The 24,802-nt window shown below is 70.8% G+C and carries 14 protein-coding genes and 3 pseudogenes; 7 read left to right on the top strand and 10 right to left on the bottom strand.

Annotation, left to right across the window (positions count from 1 at the left end):
* Positions 1-60: 60 nt before the first annotated feature.
* Positions 61-1,041 (top strand): annotated as a pseudogene (locus tag ACFYW1_RS17925) (class E sortase); the annotation flags it as partial.
* A gap of 167 nt (positions 1,042-1,208) precedes the next feature.
* On the opposite strand, the gene ACFYW1_RS17920 reads toward ACFYW1_RS17925, so the two are convergent.
* A complete protein-coding gene (locus ACFYW1_RS17920) occupies positions 1,209-2,198 on the bottom strand; it encodes a lytic polysaccharide monooxygenase (RefSeq protein WP_388993301.1) in 990 nt (329 codons plus the stop codon).
* 470 nt (positions 2,199-2,668) lie between these two features.
* Between ACFYW1_RS17920 and ACFYW1_RS17915 the strand changes: the two genes are divergently transcribed.
* The 3 genes and pseudogenes from ACFYW1_RS17915 to ACFYW1_RS17905 all read left to right on the top strand — a co-directional run bounded on the left by ACFYW1_RS17915 (position 2,669) and on the right by ACFYW1_RS17905 (position 8,107).
* Entirely contained in the window at positions 2,669-4,084 is a 1,416-nt protein-coding gene (locus ACFYW1_RS17915) for an LAETG motif-containing sortase-dependent surface protein (RefSeq protein ID WP_388993298.1), read from the top strand.
* A gap of 259 nt (positions 4,085-4,343) precedes the next feature.
* The gene (locus ACFYW1_RS17910; protein ID WP_388993295.1) at positions 4,344-6,401 is read left to right on the top strand and encodes a phosphocholine-specific phospholipase C; all 2,058 of its coding nucleotides are present in this window, start codon (positions 4,344-4,346) and stop codon (positions 6,399-6,401) included.
* Positions 6,402-6,615: 214 nt separating this feature from the next.
* Positions 6,616-8,107 (top strand): annotated as a pseudogene (locus tag ACFYW1_RS17905) (NF041680 family putative transposase).
* Here ACFYW1_RS17905 and ACFYW1_RS17900 read toward each other — a convergent pair.
* Positions 8,104-8,265, bottom strand: coding sequence for a hypothetical protein (locus tag ACFYW1_RS17900; protein WP_388993292.1), 162 nt, complete (start codon positions 8,263-8,265; stop codon positions 8,104-8,106). The pseudogene ACFYW1_RS17905 and the gene ACFYW1_RS17900 sit on opposite strands and share 4 nt — an antisense overlap.
* A 403-nt stretch (positions 8,266-8,668) precedes the next feature.
* Between ACFYW1_RS17900 and ACFYW1_RS17895 the strand changes: the two are divergent.
* Positions 8,669-8,948, top strand: a pseudogene (locus tag ACFYW1_RS17895) (transposase); the annotation flags it as partial.
* 165 nt (positions 8,949-9,113) lie between these two features.
* Positions 9,114-10,175 carry a hypothetical protein gene (locus ACFYW1_RS17890; protein WP_388993289.1) on the top strand — a complete coding sequence of 354 codons (1,062 nt, stop codon included), beginning with the start codon at positions 9,114-9,116 and terminating at the stop codon, positions 10,173-10,175.
* A gap of 210 nt (positions 10,176-10,385) precedes the next feature.
* Here the strand turns inward: ACFYW1_RS17890 and ACFYW1_RS17885 are convergent, their stop codons facing one another.
* From ACFYW1_RS17885 to ACFYW1_RS17850, 8 genes are all read right to left on the bottom strand, one after another.
* The gene (locus ACFYW1_RS17885) at positions 10,386-11,045 is read right to left on the bottom strand and encodes an HAD family hydrolase (RefSeq protein WP_388993286.1); all 660 of its coding nucleotides are present in this window, start codon (positions 11,043-11,045) and stop codon (positions 10,386-10,388) included.
* Between the two features lie 38 nt (positions 11,046-11,083).
* Positions 11,084-14,128, bottom strand: coding sequence for an alpha-mannosidase (locus tag ACFYW1_RS17880; RefSeq protein WP_388993283.1), 3,045 nt, complete (start codon positions 14,126-14,128; stop codon positions 11,084-11,086).
* 111 nt (positions 14,129-14,239) lie between these two features.
* Positions 14,240-15,985 carry a beta-galactosidase gene (locus ACFYW1_RS17875; RefSeq protein ID WP_388993280.1) on the bottom strand — a complete coding sequence of 582 codons (1,746 nt, stop codon included), beginning with the start codon at positions 15,983-15,985 and terminating at the stop codon, positions 14,240-14,242.
* Between the two features lie 34 nt (positions 15,986-16,019).
* Positions 16,020-17,960: a glycoside hydrolase family 5 protein gene (locus ACFYW1_RS17870; protein ID WP_388993277.1), complete on the bottom strand. Its 1,941-nt coding sequence runs from the start codon at positions 17,958-17,960 to the stop codon at positions 16,020-16,022.
* Between the two features lie 65 nt (positions 17,961-18,025).
* Positions 18,026-18,874 (bottom strand): carbohydrate ABC transporter permease, encoded by an 849-nt coding sequence (locus ACFYW1_RS17865; protein WP_148832834.1) that lies wholly within the window; start codon positions 18,872-18,874, stop codon positions 18,026-18,028.
* 7 nt (positions 18,875-18,881) lie between these two features.
* The gene (locus tag ACFYW1_RS17860) at positions 18,882-19,874 is read right to left on the bottom strand and encodes a carbohydrate ABC transporter permease (protein WP_388993272.1); all 993 of its coding nucleotides are present in this window, start codon (positions 19,872-19,874) and stop codon (positions 18,882-18,884) included.
* The gene (locus ACFYW1_RS17855; RefSeq protein ID WP_388993269.1) at positions 19,871-21,154 is read right to left on the bottom strand and encodes an ABC transporter substrate-binding protein; all 1,284 of its coding nucleotides are present in this window, start codon (positions 21,152-21,154) and stop codon (positions 19,871-19,873) included. The genes ACFYW1_RS17860 and ACFYW1_RS17855 overlap by 4 nt, the downstream gene beginning before the upstream one ends.
* A gap of 142 nt (positions 21,155-21,296) precedes the next feature.
* Positions 21,297-22,487, bottom strand: a complete 1,191-nt coding sequence (locus ACFYW1_RS17850; protein ID WP_388993266.1) for an ROK family protein — start codon at positions 22,485-22,487, stop codon at positions 21,297-21,299.
* Between the two features lie 178 nt (positions 22,488-22,665).
* Between ACFYW1_RS17850 and ACFYW1_RS17845 the strand changes: the two genes are divergently transcribed.
* Complete coding sequence (locus ACFYW1_RS17845; protein WP_388993263.1) at positions 22,666-24,783, top strand: alpha-galactosidase; 2,118 nt, start codon at positions 22,666-22,668, stop codon at positions 24,781-24,783.
* The last annotated feature ends 19 nt before the right edge of the window (positions 24,784-24,802 follow it).

Here is a 24,802-nt window from a genome sequence, read left to right as displayed (position 1 = left end):
GCCGTTCCGAGCCGGCTCCGCCTTTCGACGGTGCGACGGTGAACGACCGATGGTGATTCGCCCCCTCCCCCGCGCCGCGGCGCTCCCCGGCACCGGCCGTGCCCCTTCTCACCGGCCGGCCCTGCCGAAGGCCGCGGCATGACGGGGCCGCTGCCCGAGGGCGGGCGGGCCGCCCGTCGCAAGGCCGCGAAGCGGGGCGGCAGACACACCGCGCCGTCCCCGAGACGTGCCGCGCCGTCCCCCAGGCGCGCCGCGAAGCGCCGCGCCCCTTCCAGGGCCCGTGCCCCGCTCGCGTCCCCGGCACCCTCCACCACCCCACCTCCCATGACACGCGTCGAGGCCCGGCGCGCCGCACGGGCGCGCAAGCCCGGCGCCGCCACGGTGGTGGGCCGGCTGGGCGGCGAAGTCCTCATCACCACAGGCGTGTTGATGCTGCTCTTCACCACGTATCAGCTGTGGTGGTCGAACGTGCGCGCCCACAGCATCACGGGCAGCGCCCGCCACGATCTGGAGCGTGAGTGGGCGGACGGCACGAGCGGCCCGGACACGTTCGAACCGGGGAAGGGCTTCGCGATCCTGCACATCCCCAAGCTGGACGTGGTCGTGCCGATCGCGGAGGGCATCGGCAAGACGAAGGTCCTGGACCGGGGCATGGTCGGCCACTACGACAAGGCCAGCATCCCCACCGCGATGCCCGGGGCGAGGACGGGGAACTTCGGGATCGCCGGACACCGCAACACCCACGGCGAGCCGTTCCGGTACATCAACCGCCTCGAGCCGGGCGACCCGATCGTCGTCGAGACCCAGGACACGTACTACGTGTACAAGATGGCGAGCATCCTGCCCCAGACCACGCCGAAGAACATCGCCGTCCTCGACCCGGTGCCCGCCGGCTCGGGATTCACCGGACCGGGCCGCTACATCACGCTGACGACCTGCACACCGGAGTTCACGAGTACGTACCGGATGATCGTCTGGGGCCGGATGGCCGAGGAACGGCCGCGTGCCGAGGGCGAACCGGCGGCGCTCAAGGAGCAGTAGGGCAGCGGAAACGGACGGAGGGGGTGAGGAGCTGCGCCTCACCCCCTCCGTCCGTTCCCTCGCCCGCTTCCGGGGCCGGCCCCTGCGGGTGGGCGGCAGCGGGCGGTTCGGACCGCCGCGGTGCCGCTCGACGGGCCCCGGTGCGGGAGCGCCGGGGCCCGGGGACGTCAGCGGCTGCCCGCCGCCGAGCGGCGTCGGCCGAAGACGAGCGCCGTGGTCACGCCCACGGCCAGGGCCGCTGCGCCGGCGATCGCGATGACCGGGGTGGTGCTGTCGCCGCCGGTCTCGGCGAGTTCGATCCCGGGCTTCTCGGCCGCGCTGTTCGCCTCGGGCGCGTCGGCCCCGCCCGTCGCGGTACCGGGTGCCGCCCCGGCCGTCTTCCTGGTGTCCCCGCCCCGGTCGGCCGGGGCGGGGGCGCCGCCGCCGTGGCCCCGGTGCGTGACGGAGGACTTGCCGGCCCCGGCCGCGATCTCCTCGTCGGTGGGGGCGGTCGCCTTCCGCGCGGAACCCTTGGCACCGCTGTCCTTGCCGAAGACGACGTCCGAGCAGGTGTAGAACGCCTCGGGGGAGTCCGAGCGCTGCCAGATCGAGTAGATGAGGTGACGGCCCGACCTGGCGGGAACATCGCCCTGGAAGACGTAGTCGCCGTTCTCCATCTTCGGGTCGGCGACCTCCACGAAGGGCTTCGCCTCCAGGTCCGACCACTTCAGCGGCTTCGTCGGGTCGTAGGAGTCCTTCGTGATGTACAGCGCGAAGGAACCCTTGTGCGGGGCGGTGCCCTTGTAGTGGAAGGTGTGGCCGCCCGCGGACATCTTCGTCGACGGCCAGTCGGCACGCGGCAGATCCAGGCCCCGGTACTTCTCGTTGGCCGCGCTGCACAGCTTGCCGTCCGGAATGATCTGCTTCGACTTACCCGCCGCGTTCGCGATGTTGACCGCGTTCCAGTCGTAGAAGGCCTGCTTCCCGCTCGCCGCGACAGCCGCCTTGCACGCCGCCGACTGCGGCGACTCCACACCCTCCGCGTAACAGGCCGAGACCCGGCTCACCGGATCCGTCATCGACCCGTGCGCCGCCGCCGGAACACTCGACAGCGCGGCCAGAACCAGCGATGCGGCACCTGCGGCGGTGCACGCGGCGGCCTTGTGACGAATGGTCATGGGAAGAGCTCCTCACCAACGTTGATGTCCGGGGGACAGGGCGGCGAGGCGGCCTTCTCGGCACGCTTTCCCCGCGGCCCGGCGATCAGCAACCTAACCCCGAAAGCCGTGCCGACCGCCCTTCCGGAAAGCCGGAGCGAGGTTCTTATGGATGCCTTAAGGAACACCTCAGGTTGCACTCACACAAAACCGGGCCGGCCCGGTCCGCCCGTGCCGGTGACGGGTCGCACCGTGCTCCTTCACGCCTTCTGCCCGTGTTCTCACCGCTGTTGGGCACGACCGGTAACGATTACGACTCGCTACCCTTATCTCATCCCTATGACCGGCAATCGGCATGAATCGCGAACCTAGGATTCCCCTGTATTCGGGTGGTGCGTCAGCTCCGCTCGATTCGGCACGTCTGCCGCAGGCTCCTTTTTCCGTGTGCAACAACCGACGACGCGGAGCAGCCTGCCTTCGAGGGGAATTCAATGTTTTCTGTCTTCAGACGCGGCACCGCCCGCCTGGCCGCCGTTTCCCTGGCCACGGGTCTGGTCGCGACGGGGGCGATAGCCCTCGCCGGCCCCGCCGCGGCCGACCAGGGCGACCGGGGCGCGGGTGGCGCCACGGCGAAGCTCGGCGGCCTGACCGACTCCGGCCCGGTCGACATCAAGGAGGCGAACGGGAGCCGGTGGTCCGTCGGACGCGCGGGCCTGTTCGAGATGCGGACCGAGCAGGGCGGCACGCTCTCGACCTACTGCATCGACCTGCGCACCGGGGCGCGACAGGACTTCCGTTACAAGGAGGTCGGCTGGGACCAGTCCTCCCTGCACGACAACGGCGACGCCGGGAAGATCCTGTGGGTCCTGAAGAACTCCTACCCCGAGGTCGCGGTGAAGGACCTGGCCGAGAAGGTCGGAGCCAAGGGCCTCGACCGGAACGATGCCGCCGCGGCGACGCAGGCAGCGATCTGGCACTTCTCGGACAAGGTGACGGCCACCCCGGCCGACGCCGATGCCAAGCTGCTGACCGACTACCTGCTCGACAAGGCGGAGAGCCTCCAGGAGCCGAAGGAGTCCCTCACCCTCTCCCCCTCGTCCGTCGCGGGCAAGTCCGGTGACCGCGTCGGTCCGCTCACCGTCGCCACGAGCGCGTCGACCGTCGCCCTCGCGCTCGCCCCCGGCGCCCCGGCCGGCATCCGGATCGTCGGCTCGAACGGGGCGCCCGTCACGGCGGCGAAGAACGGCGACCAGGTCTTCCTGGACGTCCCCGCCGGCACCCCCGACGGCTCGGCGGAGCTGACCGCCCGGGCCACCACCGGAGTTCCGCTCGGCCGCGCCTTCGTCAGCACCGACGGCCCCAGCCAGACCCTCATCCTGGCCGGGTCCAGCGATGCCGCCGTCACCGCCGGGGCGTCCGCGTCCTGGGCCAAGAAGGGCGCCGTCCCCGCCGTCACCGTCGCCAACAACTGCGCCAAGGGCGGCGTCGACGTCACCGCCACCAACCAGGGCGACGAGGCGTGGACCTTCGACCTCAAGGGCGCTCAGCACACCGTCGCCCCCGGTGGGACCAAGACCGTGACGGTCCCGGTCGCCGAGGACGCGACGTACGACTTCGCCGTCACCGGTCCGAACGGCTTCGAGAAGACCTTCCGGGGCGTCCTCGACTGCAAGACGGCCACCCCCGGCACCAAGCCGTCGGAGGCCCCCTCCGCCATGCCCACCCACGCGGCGCCCGGTGACGAGGACACCGACGTCTCCGCCGACTCCCCCAGCGGCGAGGGCGACCTCGCCGAGACCGGCGGCTCCAGTGCCACCCCGGTGATCGCCGGCATCGCCGCCGTACTCGTCGTGCTCGGCGGTGGCGCCGTGTTCTTCCTCCGCCGGAAGAAGGCCACCGGCCGGTGAACCATCCGCACGGTCGACGGCCGCCCCCGGTGGTGACCTGACACACCGTCCGTACGGCCCCGGAGCACCTTGCCCGGGGCCGTACGCATGCCCGTGAACCTGGCCCGCACGCATGGTGTGCACAACACCCGCACACCGGTCGCCCACATTTTGCGCGACCGTCACCGCTGCCCGTCTTCCCTCGTGCGGAGCCCTCTTGAATACTCCCGTTGCCCCCTTCGTGGACGAACAGCACCGAGGCAACAGGAGGACCCCACTCATGACCGGGATCGATCGGCGTCGCTTCCTCCAGATCGCCGGAGCCGCCACGGGGTTCGCCACCCTCTCCGGCTCCGTCGAACGGGCCGCCGCCATCCCCGCGACCCGCCGCAGCGGAACCGTCCGGGACGTCGAACACATCGTCGTCCTCATGCAGGAGAACCGCTCCTTCGACCACTACTTCGGGACGATGAGGGGCGTCCGGGGCTTCGGTGACCCCCGCCCGGTGACGCTGCCCAGCGGCAAACCGGTCTGGCACCAGACGAGCGGCGGCAAGGAGACCCTGCCGTACCGCCCCGACGCCGAGAACCTGGGCATGCAGTTCATCGCGGGTCTCGACCACGACTGGGCCGGCGGTCACAGCGCGTTCAACAACGGCACGTACGACAACTGGATACCGGCCAAGGGCACCGGCACCATGGCGTACCTGACCCGCGAGGACATCCCGTTCCACTACGCCCTCGCCGACCGGTTCACCGTCTGCGACGACTACCACTGCTCGTTCATCGGCGCGACCGACCCGAACCGCTACTACATGCTCTCCGGCCACGTCGGCAACGACGGCACCGGCGGCGGCCCCGTCCTCGGCAACCAGGAGGCGGGCTACGGCTGGACGACGTACGCCGAACGGCTGGAGAAGGCGGGCGTCTCCTGGAAGGTGTACCAGGACATCGGCGACGGCCTCGACGCGGCCGGCGGCTGGGGCTGGATCGACGACGCGTACCGCGGCAACTACGGCGACAACTCCCTGCTGTACTTCAACAACTACCGCAACGCCAAGCCCGGCGACCCCCTGTACGAGAAGGCCCGCACCGGCACGAACGCCAAGGCTGGAGACGGGTACTTCGACATCCTGGAAGCCGACGTCAAGGCCGGGAAGCTGCCGCAGATCTCCTGGATCGCCGCTCCCGAGGCTTTCTCCGAGCACCCCAACTGGCCGGCGAACTACGGGGCCTGGTACATCTCGCGCGTGCTCGACGCGCTCACCTCGAACCCCGACGTGTGGAGCAGGACCGCCCTGTTCATCACCTACGACGAGAACGACGGCTACTTCGACCACGTCGTGCCGCCCTACCCGCCGGCCTCGGCGAACCAGGGGCTGTCCACCGTCGACACCGCACTCGACCACTACAAGGGCAGCATCGGGTACGCCGCTGGTCCCTACGGGCTCGGGCAGCGCGTCCCGATGATCGTCGTCTCGCCGTGGTCCACCGGCGGGTACGTCTGCTCGGAGACCTTCGACCACACCTCGATCCTGCGCTTCATGGAGAAGCGGTTCGGGGTGACGGAGACCAGCATCTCGCCGTGGCGGCGCGCCATATGCGGCGACCTGACGTCCGCCTTCGACTTCTCCCTCCGGGCCACGGACCCGGCGGACCTGCCGGACACCGCGGGCTACGCCCCGCCGGACCGCGACCGCCACGACAGCTACGTCCCGAAGCCGCCCGCCCGGGGCGCCCTGCCCCGGCAGGAGGCCGGGGCACGGCCGAGCCGTCCGCTCGCGTACGAGCCCTACGTCGACGGGGCCGCGGACCTCTCGACCGGCAAGTACCGGCTGACGTTCGGCGCGGGGGACCGGGCGGGGGCCGCCTTCCAGGTGCGCTCGCAAAAGCGCACCGACGGCCCGTGGACATACACGGCGGCGGCCGGCAAGCCGGTCTCCGACAGCTGGAACTCGGTCTATTCCGGCGGTGGTTACGACCTCACGGTGCACGGCCCGAACGGTTTCCTGCGCGCCTTCCTGGGCAACAACAAGGCCGCCGAGCCGGAGGTGACGGCACGTCACGACGGTGCCACCGGCAATCTGCGGCTCGTCCTGACCAACCCGTCGGCCGCCGACGCGCACCTCACCGTGACCAACGCCTACGGTGGCACTCCCCTGAGCTGCACGGTCCGCGCCGGTGCCACCGTCGAGCAGAGCGTCGACCTGCGCGCCACCAAACGCTGGTACGACCTGACGGTCGTCGTCGAGGGCAACGCCGGATACCTGCGGCGGCTGGCCGGGCACGTGGAGAACGGGCAGGCCGGCACGAGCGACCCGGGCATCGCGACCGGGTGAGGCCCGCGCCCCGGGGAGCCGCGGTCCGATCCGCCGCGTGTCACGGGCCCGACCCGGCTCTCCGGCTCGGGCCCGTGAGCTCGTCGTTTATGGTCCGCCGTCGAACGCGGCTCGAACTTGGTGAGGGTTTTCGCAGTTCACCGGACGTGGAAGCGGCCTTCGGCTGATCCTCTGCTCCGTCATAGAGGCAGAGGAACAGCCGAAGGCCGTGGTCGTGAGTTCGGTGCATCAGAGCGTCCTCCGGGACGCGTTCGCGGAAGCGTCACACTTCCGGTCGGAGCTGTACGCGTGTCCGACCGCTCGGGGCGGCGCGTTGTTCGATTTGTGTCACGCGCTGTTGTGTACGGACGGGCCGGTGCGGACGCTGGTCGACCTGGCCCTCGCGCCTGAACACCGTCGTGGTCACGGAGCCCTGTACGGAGGACTCAACCAGGGGCAGATCGACATCGCCCGGCTTCGCCGGGCCTTGGCCGGGGTGCCGCTGCCACGGGCTGCGGACGGCGGGCTGGTGCTGGCGGTGGACGTCTCGCCGTGGCTGCGGCCGGATGCCAACACCTGTGCTGACCGGGTCTTTTGCCACACGTTCGGCCGTGGCGAGGGCAAGCACCAAATGGTGCCGGGCCGGCCCTACTCGGTGGTGGCCGCGCTGGAGACCGGCCGCACTTCCTGGACCGCGGTGCTGGACGCGGTCCGCCTGGAGCCCGGGGCGGACGTCGCCGCGGTGACCACGGTCCAGATCCGCGAGGTCGTCGAGCGGATGGTGGATGCCGGGCAGTGGCAGCCGGGCGACCCGGAGGTGCTGGTGGTGATGGACGCCGGATACGACGCTCCCCGCATCGCTCACCTGCTGGAGGGTCTGCCGGTGCAGGTCCTCGGCCGCCTCCGCTCCGACCGCGTGATGCGGCGGCCGACACCGCCGCGCGTCCACGACCCGAAAGGCGGCCGACCGCCCAAGCACGGAAACGAGTTCGTCTTCGGCGACTCTGCCACCTGGGGCACCGAGCAGGCCGTGACCGTCACGGACACCCGTCTCTACGGGAAGGCGACCGCGCAGGCGTGGGACCGGCTGCACCCGCGGCTGACGCGCCGGGCGGCATGGCTCGATCACGACGGACCGCTGCCCATCATCGACGGCACCGTCGTCCGCCTGGTCGTCGAAAAGCCGCCCAGCGGCGGAGTGAACAAGCCGGTCTGGCTGTGGTGGTCGGGCACCGGCGCCACCACAGCGGACGTCGAACGGTGCTGGCAGTCCTTCCTTCGCCGCTTCGACCTGGAGCCCACATTTCGCTTGTTCAAGCAGACACTCGGCTGGACGAAGCCCCGGCTTCGCAGCTCGGATGCGGCCGACCGGTGGACGTGGCTGGTGATCGCGGCCTGTGCCCAGCTCCGGCCGGCCCGCCCGCTGGCCGCCGACCTCCGGCGGCCCTGGAAGAAGCCGACCCCGCCGAACGAACTCACTCACGCCCGCCCAAGTCCGCAGGGGGTTCAGAAACCTGCGCGCGAAGACCGGCTCTCCAGCCGAGGCACCGAAACCCTCCCGACCCGGCCCAGGCCGACCGCTCGGCTCGAAAAACCACCGCACGGCCACCCCTCACGACGTGGGCCGAGTCCTCGCCACCGGACAGGCATACAGCCGCCCGGCTCACCGCAAGAAGGGCACCAAACCCAGGCGAACAATCACGGAGCTACCAGTTCAGACGCCTTAAGGGCGAGTAGCGGCAGCAGCGATGCCGGCCTCCCGAAGCGTGCGGGCCAGGTGTTCCATCTCGGGAAGCGTTCCTGAGTAATCACCGTCCAGCACGCGGCGCAGCACAGTCTTGGCGTTCTTCAGGTCAATGCCGAGCTCTGCCCGCAGCACGCGCATGATGGCGACGCTTTTCGTCGGCGGACTACTCACCTGCAGCCTCGCGGGTCCATGCTCGCAGAGCATCTGATCCCGCCGTTCGGCCGGCACGTCGCCACCGCACACGGCTGCCGCAGATCCACAGGCGGAACAGGTTGATTCAACGTCCCATCGCAACCGGCCGTCCACCAGGGCCTGAACTCCCCAGCACTCCAGCTCCGCACCGCAGTCCGGGCACTCCGCGGAGTACCTGACGGATTCAAAAACCGCCTGCTCCATCCCCACCCCCAACGGAGACGAGGTTAAACGACAAGGTGAGTACCTGTTTCCGATCCCCGGTTCTGAGTGGCTTCGAGCCCTGGGTCGGCGGGGTGTCCAAGGGCGCCGGGGGGGCGGGGAACGACTGTGCGAGGGCTGCGGTGAACAGCTGCGGCCGGCGCACCCCGAGAACACCATCGTCTGGGCCGACTCCGCCCATGCCGAACAGCTCGTGACCTGGGCGAAGACCTGCCTGAACCTGACGATCAAGACCGTCGGCCGCCCGAAGGACGCTTCCGGATTCGTCGTTCTGCCCCGGCGCTGGGTCGTCGAACGCTCACCCGCCCGGGTCATGCACTCCCGCCGACACGCGCGACTACGAACGCCTCATCCAGCACTCGGAATCACTCATCACCTGGGCCGCGATCACGCTCATGACCAACCGAGGCGGACCTGCGCGAGAATGAGCCCGACATGGACCAGATCCGTGCTGACCTCACCGCCGTGACCGGCATCGCGGCGCTCACCGACTTTGCCGATACGGTGCCGTATCACCTGGCTGTTCACGTTGCCGCGGGGGGGGGTCGCACGGGCGCACCGAGGGGATCAATATGGCGACGATCACGGTGGACGTGGCGGTTCCCGACGTGCTGCGGCCGGTCGTGGATGTGGCAGCGTTGCCGGCCCTCGGTGACGCGGGGCCGGCGTGGCTGGTGCTGTCCGAGGACGGACGGCTGGCGCGGTGGACGCCGACGACCGGCGAGGTGCAGGACGTGGCCCGGTATCGGGAGGAGAGGCCGGCGTCCGAATACGGTGGCGGCGTTCGACTGCGGCTTCATGTCTCTCGATGTGGCCGTTGGGCGGCGGTGGTTCAGGACCGCGGTCGGTACGGCACCGTCGTCGATCTCACCACCGGTTCGCCGGCGTTGAAGTTGGACGGCGGGGATTACTGCTGTGGAACCGTCCCGTTCGCGTTGGCGTTCGCCGAACACGGTGGCCGGCCGGTTGTCGTCCATCGCACTGACTGGAACCGGTTGGATGTCACCGATCTCGCGTCCGGCGAGGTGCTTACGGCGCGGGACCGCCCGGATGGAGATGAGGAAGACGCGGAGTACGACCTCGATTACTTCCACGGCGCGCTGTCGCTGAGTCCTGACGGGACTCGTGTCTACGACGGCGGTTGGGTGTGGCAGCCGTGGGGGATGCCGGCGGTGTGGAGCCTGACCGCCTGGCTGCACGACAACCCGTATGAGTCCGAGGACGGGCCCAGCCATGCGGTGTATCCCGAGGTCTCGGAGTGGAACTGGCCGGTGGTGTGGATCGACGACGGGCGGATCGCGGTGTATGACCGGGACGGTGCCGGCAGCGGTACCGTCCACGTCCTCGACCCCACCTCGGTCGAACTGCGCTCGCCGGGCGTCCGATGGATCAAGGCGGTCGCGACGTTCCCCTGGCCGGTCGGCGATTTCGGCTTTTTCACCGACGGAGAGCATCTGCTGATCGCCGACGAGGCCGGTCTGCAGGGCGTCGACATCACCAGCGGACAGCAGGTGTTCGCGATCGACGGGTTCCGCCCGGCGCGTCAGGATCGGCATACCGGAACGCTGATCCAGGTCGGCAGCGCCAATGCCCGGTTGTGGACGCCGCCGGAGTGGACTGCGCGCGTCGGCTGAGCTGCCGTTTCCCGCAGGGTGCCGAGCGGGGGAACATCCGCGGGTCGCACTGGAAGGGCTCGACACCGCCTCTCGCAAGGGCAGGCACGACGGTCGGCCGCCGGTCATCACCGACGACATGCTGCACACCGTGCTGCGGCGCCGCGCGAACGGCGGCCGGCGCCGGCACTCGGCCGGACCGGCACCGTCTCCTCGTGGGGGAACGCCTTCTCAGCATCTCGCGGCCAGGCGCCGGATCAGGGCGACGTCCACGTCCCGCAGGCTGTGGACCACGGTCCGGTGCGGGGCCGGCCGGACGGGAGCGAGAGAGGGAACGGCGAGGACCGTGCACCGGGCGGCCTCCGCGGAGGCGATGCCCGTCGGACTGTCCTCGACGGCCACGCAGGCGGTCGGCGAGGCGCCCAGGGTGGTCAGGGCCGCCCGGTAGGGGTCGGGGAAGGGCTTGGTGCGGGGGGTTTCGCCGGCGGCGACGGTCGTGGTGAAGCGGTGGCGCCCCAGGGCGGCGAGGACGGTGTCCACGACGGGGCGGGGCGAGGCCGAGACCAGGGCCGTGGGTATGCCTGCCGCGTCCAGCGCCGCCAGGAGGTCCATGGCTCCCGGCAGGGGGACCACGTCACCTCGTACGAGGTGGATGAAGCGGCGTTCCAGGGACCCGGCCAGCCGGAGCGGCTCGGCCCGGCCGGCCGTGCGGGAGGCGAGGTGGGCGGCGGTGTCCTCGGTCGCGCGGCCGATGACGTGCGGGAGGTCCGCCTCCGTGAGGGTGAGGCCGAGGTCCAGGCACTCCTCCTCGACCGCCTGTCTCCAGAGGCGCTCGGTGTCGACGAGTGTGCCGTCCATATCGAAGAGGACGGCCTGGAGTTCTGCGGGCACGAGGTCCCCCCTGGTGGGTGGTGGCGGTGTCGTGTGCGTCATCGGTCCCCCCGGAGGCCGATCCGCAGGGTGCGGATCTCGAAGGGCCGGAGGGCGAGGTGGAGCGACCTGTCCTCCTCCGCTCCCGGCCGGATGGGGTCCGTCCCGGCCAGGGGGCGTTCGAGGAGGTCCGTGACGGTCGCGGTACGCCACGGGGCGGAGAGCGTCAGCGTGGTGCGGGCCCGTACGCCATGGGCCTCGTAGAGGCGCACGACGATGTCGCCGGAACGGTCGTCGGCGAGCTTGACGGCCTCGATGACGACACCGTCGTCGCCGGTGGTGACCAGGGACGGCACCTCCCGCTCGCTGCCGGTGACCGAGCGCTCCGGCAGGTTGAAGGCGTAGCCCTCGCGCACCGCGTCGGCGATGTCCGCGCCGAGGACCAGACCGTAGCGCAGGCGGTGTGTTCCCCGGTCGGCGTCCGGGTCGGGGAAGCGGGGGGCGCGCAGCAGGGAGAGGCGTATGGTCGTGGTCGTGCCGCCGTCCGGCCGTACGTCACGGGTGACGTCGTGTCCGTAGGTGGAGTCGTTGACCAGCGCCGCGCCCCGGTCCCGTTCACCGACGTGGAGGAAGCGGTGGGCGCAGATCTCGAACCTTGCTGCGTCCCAGCTGGTGTTGGTGTGAGTCGGGCGCCCGACGTGGCCGAAGGGGATCTCGGCGGTCGAGTGGTCGGCCCGGACGTCCAGGGGGAAGGCCGCCTTCAGGAGGTGCTCCCGCTCGTGCCAGTCGATGTCGGTGTCGATGTCCAGGCGCCGCGCGCCCTCCCGCAGGGACAACAGCTGCCGGATCCGTGACGAGCCGAAGGTGCGCACGACCTCGACGCCCTCGGCCAGAGCGGTCACGGAGTCGGCGCCGTCCAGGTCACGCACCGTGTTGCGGTAGAACGCGTCGATGTCCCAGGCGTCGTACTCGTTGGGGAAGTCCTGGTGGAGCTGGAGCAGGTTGGCCGCCTCGCCGGGGGCGACGGCCTCACGGCCGTCCGCCAGGTCGATCGCGGAGACGACCAGGCCCCGGGCGTCGATCCCGATCCGTACGAGGCCGTTGTCGAGGACGAAGCCGTCACCGGACGGCACCGGCCCGACGGTCGGGTCGGTGGCCGTGGGGCGGACGGCCGCGCCGAGGGCGGGGACGTCGCCGCGGGTGTGCGGGGCGGCGTTGAACACGACGGTCAGATCGCCGTCGCCCGCCAGTGCGCGCTGTGCCGAGGCGACGATCTCACGCAGTTCGGCAAGGACCTCGGTGTAGGTCCGCTCGGCCTCGCGGTGCACCCAGGCGATGGAGGAGCCGGGAAGGATGTCGTGGAACTGGTGCAGCAGTACGGTCTTCCAGAGCCGGTCGAGCTCCTCGTACGGATAGCGGAAGTCCGTACGGACGGCCGCCGTGGCCGACCAGAGCTCGGCCTCGCGCAGCAGGTGCTCGCTGCGCCGGTTGCCCTGCTTGGTCCGCAGCTGGCTGGTGAGCGTGCCGCGATGGAACTCCAGGTAGAGCTCGCCGAGCCACACCGGGGCGTCGGGGTACTCGGTCTCGGCGCGCGCGAAGAAGTCCGCGGGCCGCTCGACGACCACCCGGGGCGAGCCGTCCAGGTCGCCCAGACGCGCCGCACGGGCCAGCATCTCGCGGGTGGGGCCTCCGCCGCCGTCGCCGTACCCGAAGGGCAGGAGCGAGCTGTTGGCTGCTCCCTTGTCCTGGAAATTGCTCACCGCGTGCGCGAGTTCGGCTCCGGTGAGCTCGGCGTTGTAGGTGTCGACGGGCGGGAAGTGGCTGAAGATCCGGGTGCCGTCGATGCCCTCCCAGCGGAAGGTGTGGTGGGGGAACTTGTTGGTGGTGTTCCAGGAGATCTTCTGGGTGAGGAACCAGCGCACGCCTGCCAGTTTCATCAGCTGCGGCATGGCCGCGTTGTAGCCGAAGGTGTCGGGCAGCCACATCTCCTCGGTCTCGACGCCGAACTCGTCGAGGTAGAAGCGCTTGCCGTGGATCAGCTGGCGGGCGAACGCCTCGCCTCCGGTGATGTTGGTGTCGGGCTCCACCCAGAGGCTGCCGACCGGCAGGAACTGACCGGTCCTCGCCTTCTCCTGGACCCGGGCGTAGACCTCGGGACGCCGGTCCTTGAGCCAGGCCAGTTGCTGGGCCTGGGACATGGCGAAGCGGAAGTCCGGGTGGTCGTCCATGAGCTGGGTGACGTTGGAGAGCGTCCGGGCGACCTTGCGGACCGTCTCGCGCAGCGGCCACAGCCAGGCGGTGTCGATGTGGGCGTGTCCGACGGCGGAGACACGGTGGGCGCTGGGTGCGGCCGGGACCGCCAGGGCGGGGCGCAGCACCTCGCGGGCGGCGGGCGCGCAGCCGGAGACGTCCTGGAGGTCGATGGCGTCCAGGGCCCGCTCGATCGTCCGCAGGAGCTGCCAGCGGCGGGGGTCGGATTCGGGGAGCGCGTGCATCAGCTCGCCGAGGACGTCCAGGTCCTGGGCGAGTTCCCAGACCTGGGTGTCGAAAACGGCGAGGTCCGTGCGGAGCAGTCGGTACAGGGGGTCACCGGTGTGGCCGCTTCCGGTGATCCAGGCAGGCTGGTTCCCGAGCGGGGTCGGCTCGTGGCTGTCGCAGAGCGCCGGGTTGGCGGCGGCCTCGATGCAGTGGGTGAACTCCTCGCCGCCCCGGGCCGGGTCGGCGACCGGGATCCAGTTGTTACGGGGGTTGAGCGCCTTCAGTACGGTGCCGTCGGGCCGGTACACCAGTCCCTCGGTGGAGAAGCCTGCGCCGGTGACGTCGAAGCCGAGGTCGAGGACGGCTTCGACGCGTTGTCCGGCCCACTCCTCGGGAATCCGGCCGCTGATCCTGAACCAGCTCGTCGACCAGGCCGGTCCCCAGCGGTGCCCGACCTGGACCGGCCGGTACGGCGCCGCCAGGCCGGCGGCGACCGGCACCGGTTCGCCGGGGGCGTCCCACACCTCCACCCGGAGCGGGACCGTCCGGGCGTGCACGGCGGGCCGGATGCGTTCCTTGAGCACCCGCTTCAGGCGTTGCTCGACGAGGCGTTGTCTGCTGTGCACGGGGCGCTCCGGGGCGGGTGTCGGTACGGGCGGTGGTGTCGGTCCGGGGAGGTGGCGTCGGCCGCCCGGGAATGCCGGGCTTCCCGGGCGGGTGTCGGTCCTGGGCGGATGTCAGTCCTGGTCGGGTCCCAGGCCGGGCCGGTCCCGCAGTTCGACGGTGCGGGTGGTGGTGGCGTGGAGTTCGAGGACGGTGATCTCGTTGCGGCCGGGGCGCAGGACCGGCGCGGGTACGTACAGGGTGGTCTGGGGGCCCCGGGACCAGTACCGGCCGAGCGGGAAGCCGTTGATCCAGGCATGGCCCTTGGTCCAGCCGTCCAGCGCGAGGTAGGCATCGGCGGGTCGGCCGAGCTCGAAGGAACCGCGGTGGAAGGCCGGGCCGACGAGGGGTCCGGCGGGGGCGGCGGCGAGGTCGTCGAGGCGGTCGAGCGGAAGCGGGCTGCTGCTCCAGCCGGCGGGTTCCTCGTCGTTGACGGTGACCCGGCCGAGCAGGCCCTTGCGGTCGTGGATGCCGGGTCCGTAGTTGACCCGGCCCTGGTTCTCCACCAGGACCGCGAGCCGGGCGCCGCTCCTGGGTGCGACGAACGCGAGGGCGTGCTCGTGGTTCTCCCGTTCCAGTACGCCGACGGGCTGCCCGTCGACGAAGACCTGGGCCCGGTCGCGGACCTCGTCCACCCGCAGCACGGCCGGTCCGGCGGTCGGCAGCTCCGTCTCGTACAGCACGAAGCCGAAGGACTGGCCGAGTTCTTCCATGGTCTGCGGGCGGTCGGCGAGGACCGGCCGCCCGAACAGGTGGGTCCGGTCGAACAGGGCGGCGGACGCCTCGAGTTCGACGACGGTCGGGGCAAGCTTCGGGCCGGGCGCCGGGATCGGCTCGTCCGGGACGGGTGCGTACCTGGCGATGGTCTCGCGGAACGCCTCGTACTTGGGGGTCGGATCGCCGGCCTCGTCGAGGAGTGCGTCGTAGTCGTAGGAGGTGGCGGTGGGGCGATAGGTTCCCTTGTCGTTGGCCCCGTTGGTGAGGCCGAAGTTGGTGCCGCCGTGGAACATGTAGATGTTGACGGAGGCGCCGGTGGCGAGCAGGCGGTCCAGGTCGGCCGCCGCGTCCGCGGCGTCGCGGGTGGTGTGGATTCCGCCCCAGCGGTCGAACCAGCCGATCCAGAATTCGGAGCACATCCGTGGCCCGGCCGGCTGGAGCCGGCGCAGCCGGTCGAGGCCCTCCTCGACGCGGCTGCCGAAGTTCACGGTGCGCAGTACGCCGTCCAGACCGCCGCGGGCGAGGTCGGCCGGCTGGTCGCAGGTGAAGAGCGGGACGTCGACTCCGTGGGCGCGCAGCAGGCCGGCGAGGTCCGCGAGGTAGCCGGTGTCATTGCCGTAGGCCCCGTACTCGTTCTCCAGTTGTACCGCGATGACCGGCCCGTCGGCGCTGGACAGGTACGGCTTCAGTGGGGGAAGGAGCGCGGCGAGATAGCCGTCGACCGCTTCCAGGAAGCGCGGGTCGCGGCTGCGCAGTTCGATGCCGTCCTGGGCGAGCAGCCACGGGGGCAGGCCGCCGCCCTCCCATTCGGCGCAGATGTAGGGGCCCGGGCGGAGGAGGACGTGCAGGTCCTCCGCGGCGGCGAGGTCGAGGAAGCGGGGCAGGTCGAGACCTCCGTCCAGCCGGAATTCACCGGGCCGGGGGGCGTGGAGGTTCCAGGGGACGTAGGTCTCGACCGTGTTGAGTCCCAGCAGGCGTGCCTTCCGGAGCCGGTCGGCCCATTGTTCCGGGTGGACACGGAAGTAGTGCAGTCCGCCCGAGATGATGCGGAACGGCCGGTCGTCGAGGCGGAAGCCGTCCTCGGCGATCTCCAGTCGGGGCATGCCAAGTGCTCCTAGGTGTGGATGGGGGAAGCGATCAGACGAGCGGGCGGCAGAGCAGGGAGTCGGGGACTCCGCCGTGGTTCCACTTCCAGGTGAAGGCGACGCCGGCGAGGTATTCGTCGTCGGCGCACTGGCCCTTGTAGTGGCCGGGTGCCCAGTCGCTGGCGTTCGAGCCGCCGGTGGGGGGCCGGTTGTCGCCGCGGTCGAACCAGAGCACGCGGCCGGAGGTGGGCAGGGAGGCTGCCGCGGGGGCGCAGAGGAGGGCGGCCATCGCGTTGCTCCGCACGCTGTAGCCGACGGCGAAGGTGCGGTCGGGGCACTGGAGCTTGTTGTAGCCGCTCGCCCAGTCTCCGCCGGTGACGTACCGTTCGTCGGTGACGACGGTCCAGTCCCCGCTTCCCTTCGCCGGTTGGCCGGCGTCGGTGCACAGGCCGCGGCTGTCGCTGCGGCCGAGGCCGACCAGGCGCTGGGTGTCGGGGCAGTTGCCCTTGCGGTTGCCGGGCGACCAGTCGGGCTTCGCCGACATGGTGGTGGAGACGTTGTAGTCGGAGTGGTCCAGGTTGAGCATGTTCCAGCGCGGGGCCGGGGCGATCCGGCCGGTCCTGCCGGGGGCGTTGACGAGCTTGTTCCAGTCGGTGACGCGCCAGTCGCCGGCGTCCATGACACCGAGCCGGGTGCCGTCCGCGCTGTAGTTGACCATGGCCCAGTTGTCCTGCGGTGTGCCGTTCGCGTCGGTCCAGCCGACCAGGGGCCAGATGGCGAAGTCGGTGTCGTTCTTCACCAGGATGTCGGTGAAGTTGGCGAACCAGGCGCGTTCCGCGGCGTCGGTGTCGCCGCGGCCGGCGGCGCCGAACTCACTGATCCACACGGGTGCGGTGAAGTGCTGGCCGGACCGGGTGACGAACAGGGCCTGGTCGTCGATGACCTGGGCGAGCTGTGCGGGGGTGAGTTCCTCGTAACGCGGGTCGTGCGTCTCGCCCGTCCCGGTGGCACCGGTGTGGTTCGGGCCGGTGTAGCCGTAGAAGTGGGCCGCGTAGACGAGTTTGTCGGAGCGGATCAGGGTGTTGGACAGGGTGGCGACCGGGGTGAGTGTCGGGCGGCCGTGAGGGGTCAGGTCGGTCGGTATGCCCTGCCAGTTGATGCCCTCCATGATGACGAGCATGTCCGGGTTGGCCTGCAGGATCTCGTTGCCCGCTTCTTCCAGGGCCTTGTTGAGGTCGTGGTCGTCGCCCCAGCCCCAGTTGGCGTCGTTCCAGGTGTCGCGGCGGACCTCGTTGCGCAGGTCGGCCCCGACGACCCGCTTGTCGGCCCGGTAGCGCTTCGTCAGGAACACCCAGTCGTCGATCCACTGCCGGGTCGACTGGCCGCTGTTCCAGCGCTCGTTGCCGTCCAGGCCGCAGCAGAAGCGGTAGCTGGTGGTGTGGTTGTTGAGGATGACGGCGAAGCCGTCCGCGGTCAGGGCTGCGACGACGGCGTCGAGCACCTGCAACGGGGTCTTGCCCTTGAGCTGCGGGTTGGCGGTGACGGCCGAGTCCGGGACGGTGCTCGTGTCGTGGACGAGCGCGTTGGCGAACGGCAGCCGGATGCTGTTCAGGCCCAGGGCGTGGAAGTCGGCCAGGATCTGGGACATCGGCTTCCGGTCCAGTCCGAGCGGGATGTTGTTCGACATCTGCCTCGCCTGGTGGTTGGCGACGTCGCCGACGTCGCCGCTGCCCTGCCAGGTGCCCTGGGCGCCGGCCCAGTTCCCGGACTTGAGCTTGAAGCGGTCGCCGTCGGCGTCGACGACGTACCGGTCCCGGGTGGACAGCGGGGCGGTCCACGAGGCGGCGAGCTGCGCGCCGGTGAGCGCCGGGGGCGGTGGTGCCGTCCCGGGGTCCGCCGCGGTGGCGGTGGGGACGAGGGTGCAGAGGAGGAGCGCGGACGACGTGGCGAGGGCCGCGGTCGCGCGTCGGAGCAGGGTGATGCGAGGGGTCACGGGAAGCTCCTTGCGGGAAGGTGACGTGTGCCTGCCTTGTGCGTGGTGCGGGACAGTGCGGTGGGTCAGCCCTTGAGGCCGCTGGTGGCGATGCCTTCGACGATGTACCGCTGGGCGACGAGGAACATGACCACGAGGGGTGTGATGGTGACGACGGCGCCGGCGAACAGGCCGGGGAGGTTGATGGTCTGGGAGGTGAGGAAGGTGGACAGCGCGATCTGCGCGGTCCAGGCGGACGGGTCCTGGCCGATGACCAGGGGCCACAGGAAGGCGTTCCAGCTGTCGATGAAGGACAGCGCCCCGAGCGAGGCCAGCATCGCTCCGGAACTCGGCAGCGCGATCCGGCGGTACAGGCCGAGCCAGCCGAGTCCGTCGAGCCGTCCGGCGTCCTCGGTCTCGCTCGGGAACTGCAGGTAGAAGTTGCGGAACAGCAGGATCGCGAACGGGTTGAACAGGCCGGGCACGATGATGCCCCACAGCGTGTTGACGCCCCCCATGGAGCCGACGACGACGAAGGTCGGTACGAAGGTGACCGAGCCGGGGATCATCAGCGTGGCCACGATCAGGGCGAGCAGCACACCACGTCCGGGGACCGGGATCCTCGCGAGGGCGTAACCGGCGGCCGAGGCGAGGAGCGTGGAGACCGGTGCGGTGACGGCGGCGATCAGCAGGGAGTTCCCGAGGGCCGGGCCCATGGAGACGGCCGGGTCGTCGAACAGGGCGGTGAAGTTCTCGAAGTGCATCGTCGAGGGCCACCATGTCCACTCCGGCGCCGTCAGGCCCTGGGAGTCCATGAGGGAGTTGCGGAGCATCAGGTAGAAGGGCGCCAGGAAGGCCGCGGTGAGGAGGCCGACGAGGAGGCCGCGGGCGAGGGTGCGAGCGGCTCGGAACAGTCCGGGCAAGGTGGTGGTCATGCGTTTCTCACTCCCCGCTCCTGCCGAATCCGGTGAGCCGCCCCTGGAGCAGGGTCACCCCGACGATGAGGGCGGTCAGCAGGAAGGCTCCGGCGGAGCCGAGACCGTAGTTCTGGCTCCCCATGGCGGTGTTGTAGAGGTGGACCAGCGGGGTCTGTACGGGGGCGGCGCCGGTGCCGGAGAGCCCGCTGTTGAACAGGTTGTAGAACTCGTCGAAGGCCTGGAAGGCGGCGATGAACAGCAGCAGCAGTACGGCGACGGCGGTGTTGCGCAGCATGGGCAGGGTGATCCCGGTCAGCAGTCGTCGGCCCGCGGCGCCGTCGAGTGCGGCGGCCTCGTAGAGCTCCTTGGGGATGGCCTGGAGTCCGGCGAGGAAGAGCACCATGTAGAAGCCGACCTGGAGCCACAGGCGCAGTGTGACGAGGACGATCCAGTACAGCGGTGGTGAGGTGGACTGGATCCAGGCAGCCGGCTCCGCGCCGAACCAGCCTCCGATCATGTTGGCGATGCCGGTCGGCAGGCCGTTGAACAGGCACATCTTCCACAGCAGTGAGGCTGCGACATACGAGACGGCCGCCGGTATGAGGAAGGTGGTGCGGAACAGGGCCCGGCCGCGCCGGACGCGGTGCACCAGCAGGGCGAGTCCGAAGGACACGGCGAAGGTGACGGGCACGATGAAGGCGGTGAACAGCAGGATCTGGAGCAGTGAGTCGCGGAAGGCCTGATCGGCCAGGAGTGTTCGGTAGTTGTCGAGCCCGACCCAGTTGCCGAGGGAGATGGTGCCGCGCGCGTCGCTGAGGCTGAGCAGGAAGCTCCAGCCGATCGCGACGTACTTGAAGACGCCGAGTCCGATCAGTGTCGGCGCGGTGAGCAGTATGAACGCGATCCAGCCGGACCGGCCGACGCGGGGCCGTCCGACGCGGGCGGCGCCCCGCCGTGGGACTTCGGCGGGGCGCCCGGCGTGCTCGGGCGCGGGTGGGGTGCCGGTCGCCGGATTCATCGGCCGAGCTGCTTGTCGATCTCGCCCTGGGCCTTCTTCACCGCGACGGCGAGCAGGGCGGCCGGGTCGCCCTGGCCGCCGACGATCTTCGCCGCGGCCGCGCTGAACACACTGCTGACCGCCGTGTCCCAGGTGCCCGGGTTGCTCTTCCCGTACTTCGCGGCCAGTTCCACGGTCTCCTTGGCGGGGCCGGTGGACAGCTTCTTCGCAGTCGCCGCGGCGGATTTGCGGGGCGGGACGTGGAGTCCGTAGCTCTCGGCGAAGTCCTTCTGGAGGTCGGACTGCTGGATCCACAGCCACTGGACGAACTTCTTCGCCGCGGCCACGTTCCGGCCCTTGGCGTTGACGCAACCGGTCCAGCCGCCGACCCGCACGACAGGGGTGCCGCCGGACTTGAGGGCGGGCCACGGCAGGACGCCGAAGTCGTCGCCGAGCGCGGACTGGACGGCGGGCATCGCCCACAGGCCGCACCACTGCATCGGCACGACGCCCTGGGCGAAGGCGGAGGGGTCCCACCAGTCGGTGGTGAAGCCGAGCAGCAACGACTTGTCGTCGTGCAGGCGCTTCAGGGCGGTGATCGCCTCCAGCGCCCGGTCCGATCCGAACGCCACCTTGCCGTCGGGGGTCACGAGGTCGCCGCCGTTGGACCAGACGGCGTTGCTCGGGGAGTCGCCGATGCCGTCGTTGCCCACGAAGAGGCCCTTGTTCTTTTTCGTGGTCAGTTCCTTCGCCGCGGCGGCGAGTGCGTCGAAGGTGGCGGGCGGGGTGATCCCGGCCTTGGACAGGACGCTCTTGCGGTAGTAGAGCATGATGACGTCGTCGATCATCTTGACGCCGTAGGGCCTGCCCTCGACGGTGACCGAGTCGAGGGCGTTGGTGTTGAAGTCGCTCCTGGCGTTGCCGTAGACGTCGTCGAGGGCGGCGATCTGGCCGCCGCGGGCGAACCGCTCGCTGAAGTCGCCCGTCTCGAAGACGTCGGGGGCCGCGTCGGTCAGGAGGGTGGCGTTGAGCTTGCCCGCGTAGTCGCCGGGGACCCAGGTCACCTTCACGGCGATATCGGGGTTTGCCCTGGTGAATGCCTTGGCGTAGCGGAGCACCGCCTGTTGGGTTCCGGCCTCGCCGTAGGCGTGGTACCAGACGTTGAGGGTGGTGCCGGTGCCGGAGGAGGAGCCGCTGGTGGGGTCGGTGCTGCAGGCGGTCGTGAGGACCGTTCCCGCGGCGACGAGCAGCGATCCGGTGAGGAATCCCCGTCGGCTAAGCTCGGATGTGCGTATGCTCATGTCGCGTGTCCTTCTGCGAGGGTGTGTGCGGGGCAGATGTGTTCCCTGGCCGACGCCCTCGTCATTGCTTGCAGGCGGAGGAGGGCGGCGGTCGGGGAGTCGTGTGCGGCGGCTGCGCGGGGGCGGCGGGCCGCCTCGTCGGTCAGCCGGCGCCGATTGCGGAGGTGGCCGCGGGCTGGGGGAAGAGTGCCTGGATGGCCACGGCGGCTCCTCCGCGGGCCCACTCCTCCCAGGGCAGCGGGCGCAGCGACAGCGGGCACCGGGACGCCGCTCCGAAGGCGTGTGTGCTGTAGGCCTCCTGGATGTGGCGGCTGAACAGGTCGTATGCGTCGACTCCTTCGCCGCTGACGACGACCCGCTCCGGACCCACGAGGTTGACCAGTGCGGCGATGCCGACGCCGATGGCCCGTCCGGCCCTGGCGAAGGCGTCCCGGGCTTCGGGGTGGCCCTCGCGGGCCATCTCGACGACCTCGTGGAACGTGAGGCGCGGATTCGCGGCGGCCCGGCGGACCGCGGCGAGGATGGCGTCGGTCGAGCCGATCGCCTCGACGCAGCCGCGCGCACCGCAGCGGCAGCGCGGTCCGGCCGGGTCGACACAGATGTGTCCGACCTCGCCCGCGACGCCGTGGGCCCCGCGCAGCAGATGCCCGTTGACGACGAGGGCGGAACCGATGCCCGATCCGATGGTGACCAGGGCGAAGTAGCCGGTTCCGATGCCTTCGCCGAACCAGTGCTCCGCAACGGTCAGGGCCCTGACGTCGTTCTCGACGGTGACCCTCAGGCCGGTGGCGGCGGCGAGCAGTTCGGCCAGTGGCACGTCCTTCCAGCCGAGAAGACCGGAGTGGCGAAGCCGCCCGCTGTCGCGGTCCACGTCGCCGTTCACCGCGACACCGAGGTGGCGCGTACGGTCCCGGAACGCGGGGTCGACATCGAGGAGTTCGTCGACGAGCTCCGCGACCAGGACGGCGACGTCCTCCGGCGCGCAGGTACCGAGGGGCCGGACCGCCGTGGCCCGGATGCCGGCCCGCAGGTCGCAGACGGCGCCGAAGAGCTCGTCGGAACTGATCTTCAGTCCGATGAAGTACTCCCGGTCGGGAGCGACCGAGAGCGGGTAGACCGGCCGGCCCGCACCGGGTGCGGTGCGCTCCGGCGGCAGTTCGTACAGGTAGCCGTCGTCGATGAGAGGTCGGGCCGCCTTGGTGACGGCCGTCGATGAGAGCCCCGTTCGCCGGGCCAGTTCCACTCTGCTGAGCGGCCCTTCCGCAAGGAGCAGTGCGAGGACCGCGGTCTCGGCAGGGGCACTGACCAGAGGCTGGGAGTGATGTCGAAACACGGAGGCAATGTAGAGCAAATAAATAACTTCTTCCAGTATTGATTTAGGAGTTGGGGCTGCCCTACGCTCGGGCCGCTTCCTCGCCCCTCTCCGGCAAAGGATCGCGACGTGGCCCTTCCTCGGCCACATCTCCTTGGATGCAGCCCTGTTCCTCTCCGCACGTCATGGGGATCCGTCCGTGCTCACCACGCTTCCACCCGTCACCTTTGTTCCCGACCTCGGCTTCGCGGTCCTGCGCACACCGAACAGCGTGTACGCGCTGCGCGTCGCCCCCGACGGCAGTCCCCGGCACGTGTACTGGGGCCGGCCACTCGGCACCGACGTCCTGGCCGGACTGCCGGAGGCCGCCTCCCCCGCCGCGAGCAGCTTCGAGGCCGATGCCGCCGCCGACGAACTCGCGCCGCAGACCGGGGCGCGCTTCGGGCCGGCCGGCCTTCAGGTCCGCTTCGCCGACGGCACCCGCGGTGTCCAGTGGCGTTTCGTCGGCCACACCGCCGACGGCGGCGAACTGCGGCTGTGTCTGGAGGACCGCCGTCGCCCCCTGCGGGCGGAACTGTGCTACCGCGTCCGACCCGGCACCGACGTCATCGAGCGCTGGACGGAACTGACCCACCTGGAGGCCGGGGGCGGTCCGATCGCTGTCGACCGGCTCGACTCGGCCTCCTGGACCGCTCCCCCGCTGGCCGACTACCGGCTCAGCCATCTGGTGGGCGGCTGGAACAGCGAGTTCCAGCTCCAGCGCGACCGACTGCCCGTGGCCGAGACCGTGTTGACGAGCCGTCGGGGGCTGACCGGTCACCACACGAACCCCTGGCTGGCCGTCGACGACGGCACCGCGGGCGAGGAGCGGGGCGAGGTGTGGAGCACCGCGCTCGCCTGGAGCGGGAGCTGGCGCGTCACGGTCCACCGTGATCCGGTCGGACGCACCACCTGGACCGGCGGCTTCGGGCACGAGGGGATCGGCTGGACCCTACGGCCCGGCGAGAGCCTTCGGACACCGGTGTACGCGGGCCTCTACACCCCGCACGGGTTCGGCGGGGCCAGTCGCGCCTGGCAGGCCCATGTGCGCCGGCACGTGCTGCCGGAGCCGGAGCGGGATCGTCCGGTCCTCTACAACTCGTGGGAGGCCACCGGCTTCGACGTCGACGAGCCCGGCCAGATCCGCCTCGCACACCTGGCCGCCGGGCTCGGCGCGGAGCTCTTCGTCCTGGACGACGGCTGGTTCGGCACCCGCCGCGACGACCGGTCCGGGCTCGGCGACTGGACCCCTCGGCCCGGGGCGTTCCCCCGCGGACTGCGTCCGCTCGCCGACGAGGTGCACCGCCTCGGCATGGGGTTCGGACTCTGGGTGGAACCGGAAATGGTGAACCGGGACAGCGAGTTGTACCGCGCCCACCCGGACTGGGTCATCCATTCCCCTCACCACGACGCCACCGAGCTCCGCAACCAGCTGGTGCTGAACTTCGCCCGGCCCGAGGTCGAGGCATGGGCTTACGAAACCCTCGGCCACCTGGTCCGTGAACACGACGTCGACTGGCTCAAGTGGGATGCCAACCGTCCCTTCACCGAGGCCGGTTGGGACGGTCACCCCGACCCGGACCGCCTGTGGATCGGTCACACCCGCGCCGTCCACCGGATCATGGACCGGCTCCGCGCCGACCATCCCGGACTGCGCATCGAGGCGTGCGCGGGCGGTGGCGGCCGCGTCGACCTCGGCATGCTCGCCCGTACCGACCAGGCCTGGACCTCGGACAACACCGATCCGGTCGACCGGATCGGCATCCAGCACGGCTTCTCCCAGCTCTTCCCCGCCCAGACCATGGCCGCGTGGGTCACCGACAGCCCCAACACCACCACCGGTCGGCGCACCCCGCTGCGCTTCCGCTTCCACGTCGCCATGGCCGGGGCGCTGGGGATCGGCGGGGACCTGACGTCCTGGTCCGAGGAGGAACTCGCGGAGGCCGCCGAACTCGTCGCCCACTACAAGCGGGTCCGCCCGCTCGTGCAGCGGGGCGTCCAGCACCGCGTCGTCGTACCCGGGCCGATGGCCGCCGTCCACTACGCGGCCCCCGACGACAGCGAGCACGTGCTCCTCGTCTGGCGCCCCACCACCCGCTTCGGTCACCGCCCCGCCCCGGTCCGGCTGCCCGCGCTCGACCCCGGGGCGCGCTATCTGGACCCGGACCTGAAGCAGGAGTACAGCGGGGCCGTCCTGGTCGCCCGGGGCATCGACCCGCGCCTCCCGGACGGCGACCACGCCAGCAGTCTGATACGCCTGCGCCGTGTCGGGCCCTGAGAGCCCGCCGAGCGGCCTC

The sequence above is a fragment of the Streptomyces sp. NPDC002669 genome (assembly GCF_042889165.1).
In the GTDB taxonomy this organism is placed as follows: domain Bacteria; phylum Actinomycetota; class Actinomycetes; order Streptomycetales; family Streptomycetaceae; genus Streptomyces.
Note: the sequence above shows the minus strand (reverse complement) of the source record. Positions and strands in the feature narration are given on the sequence as shown.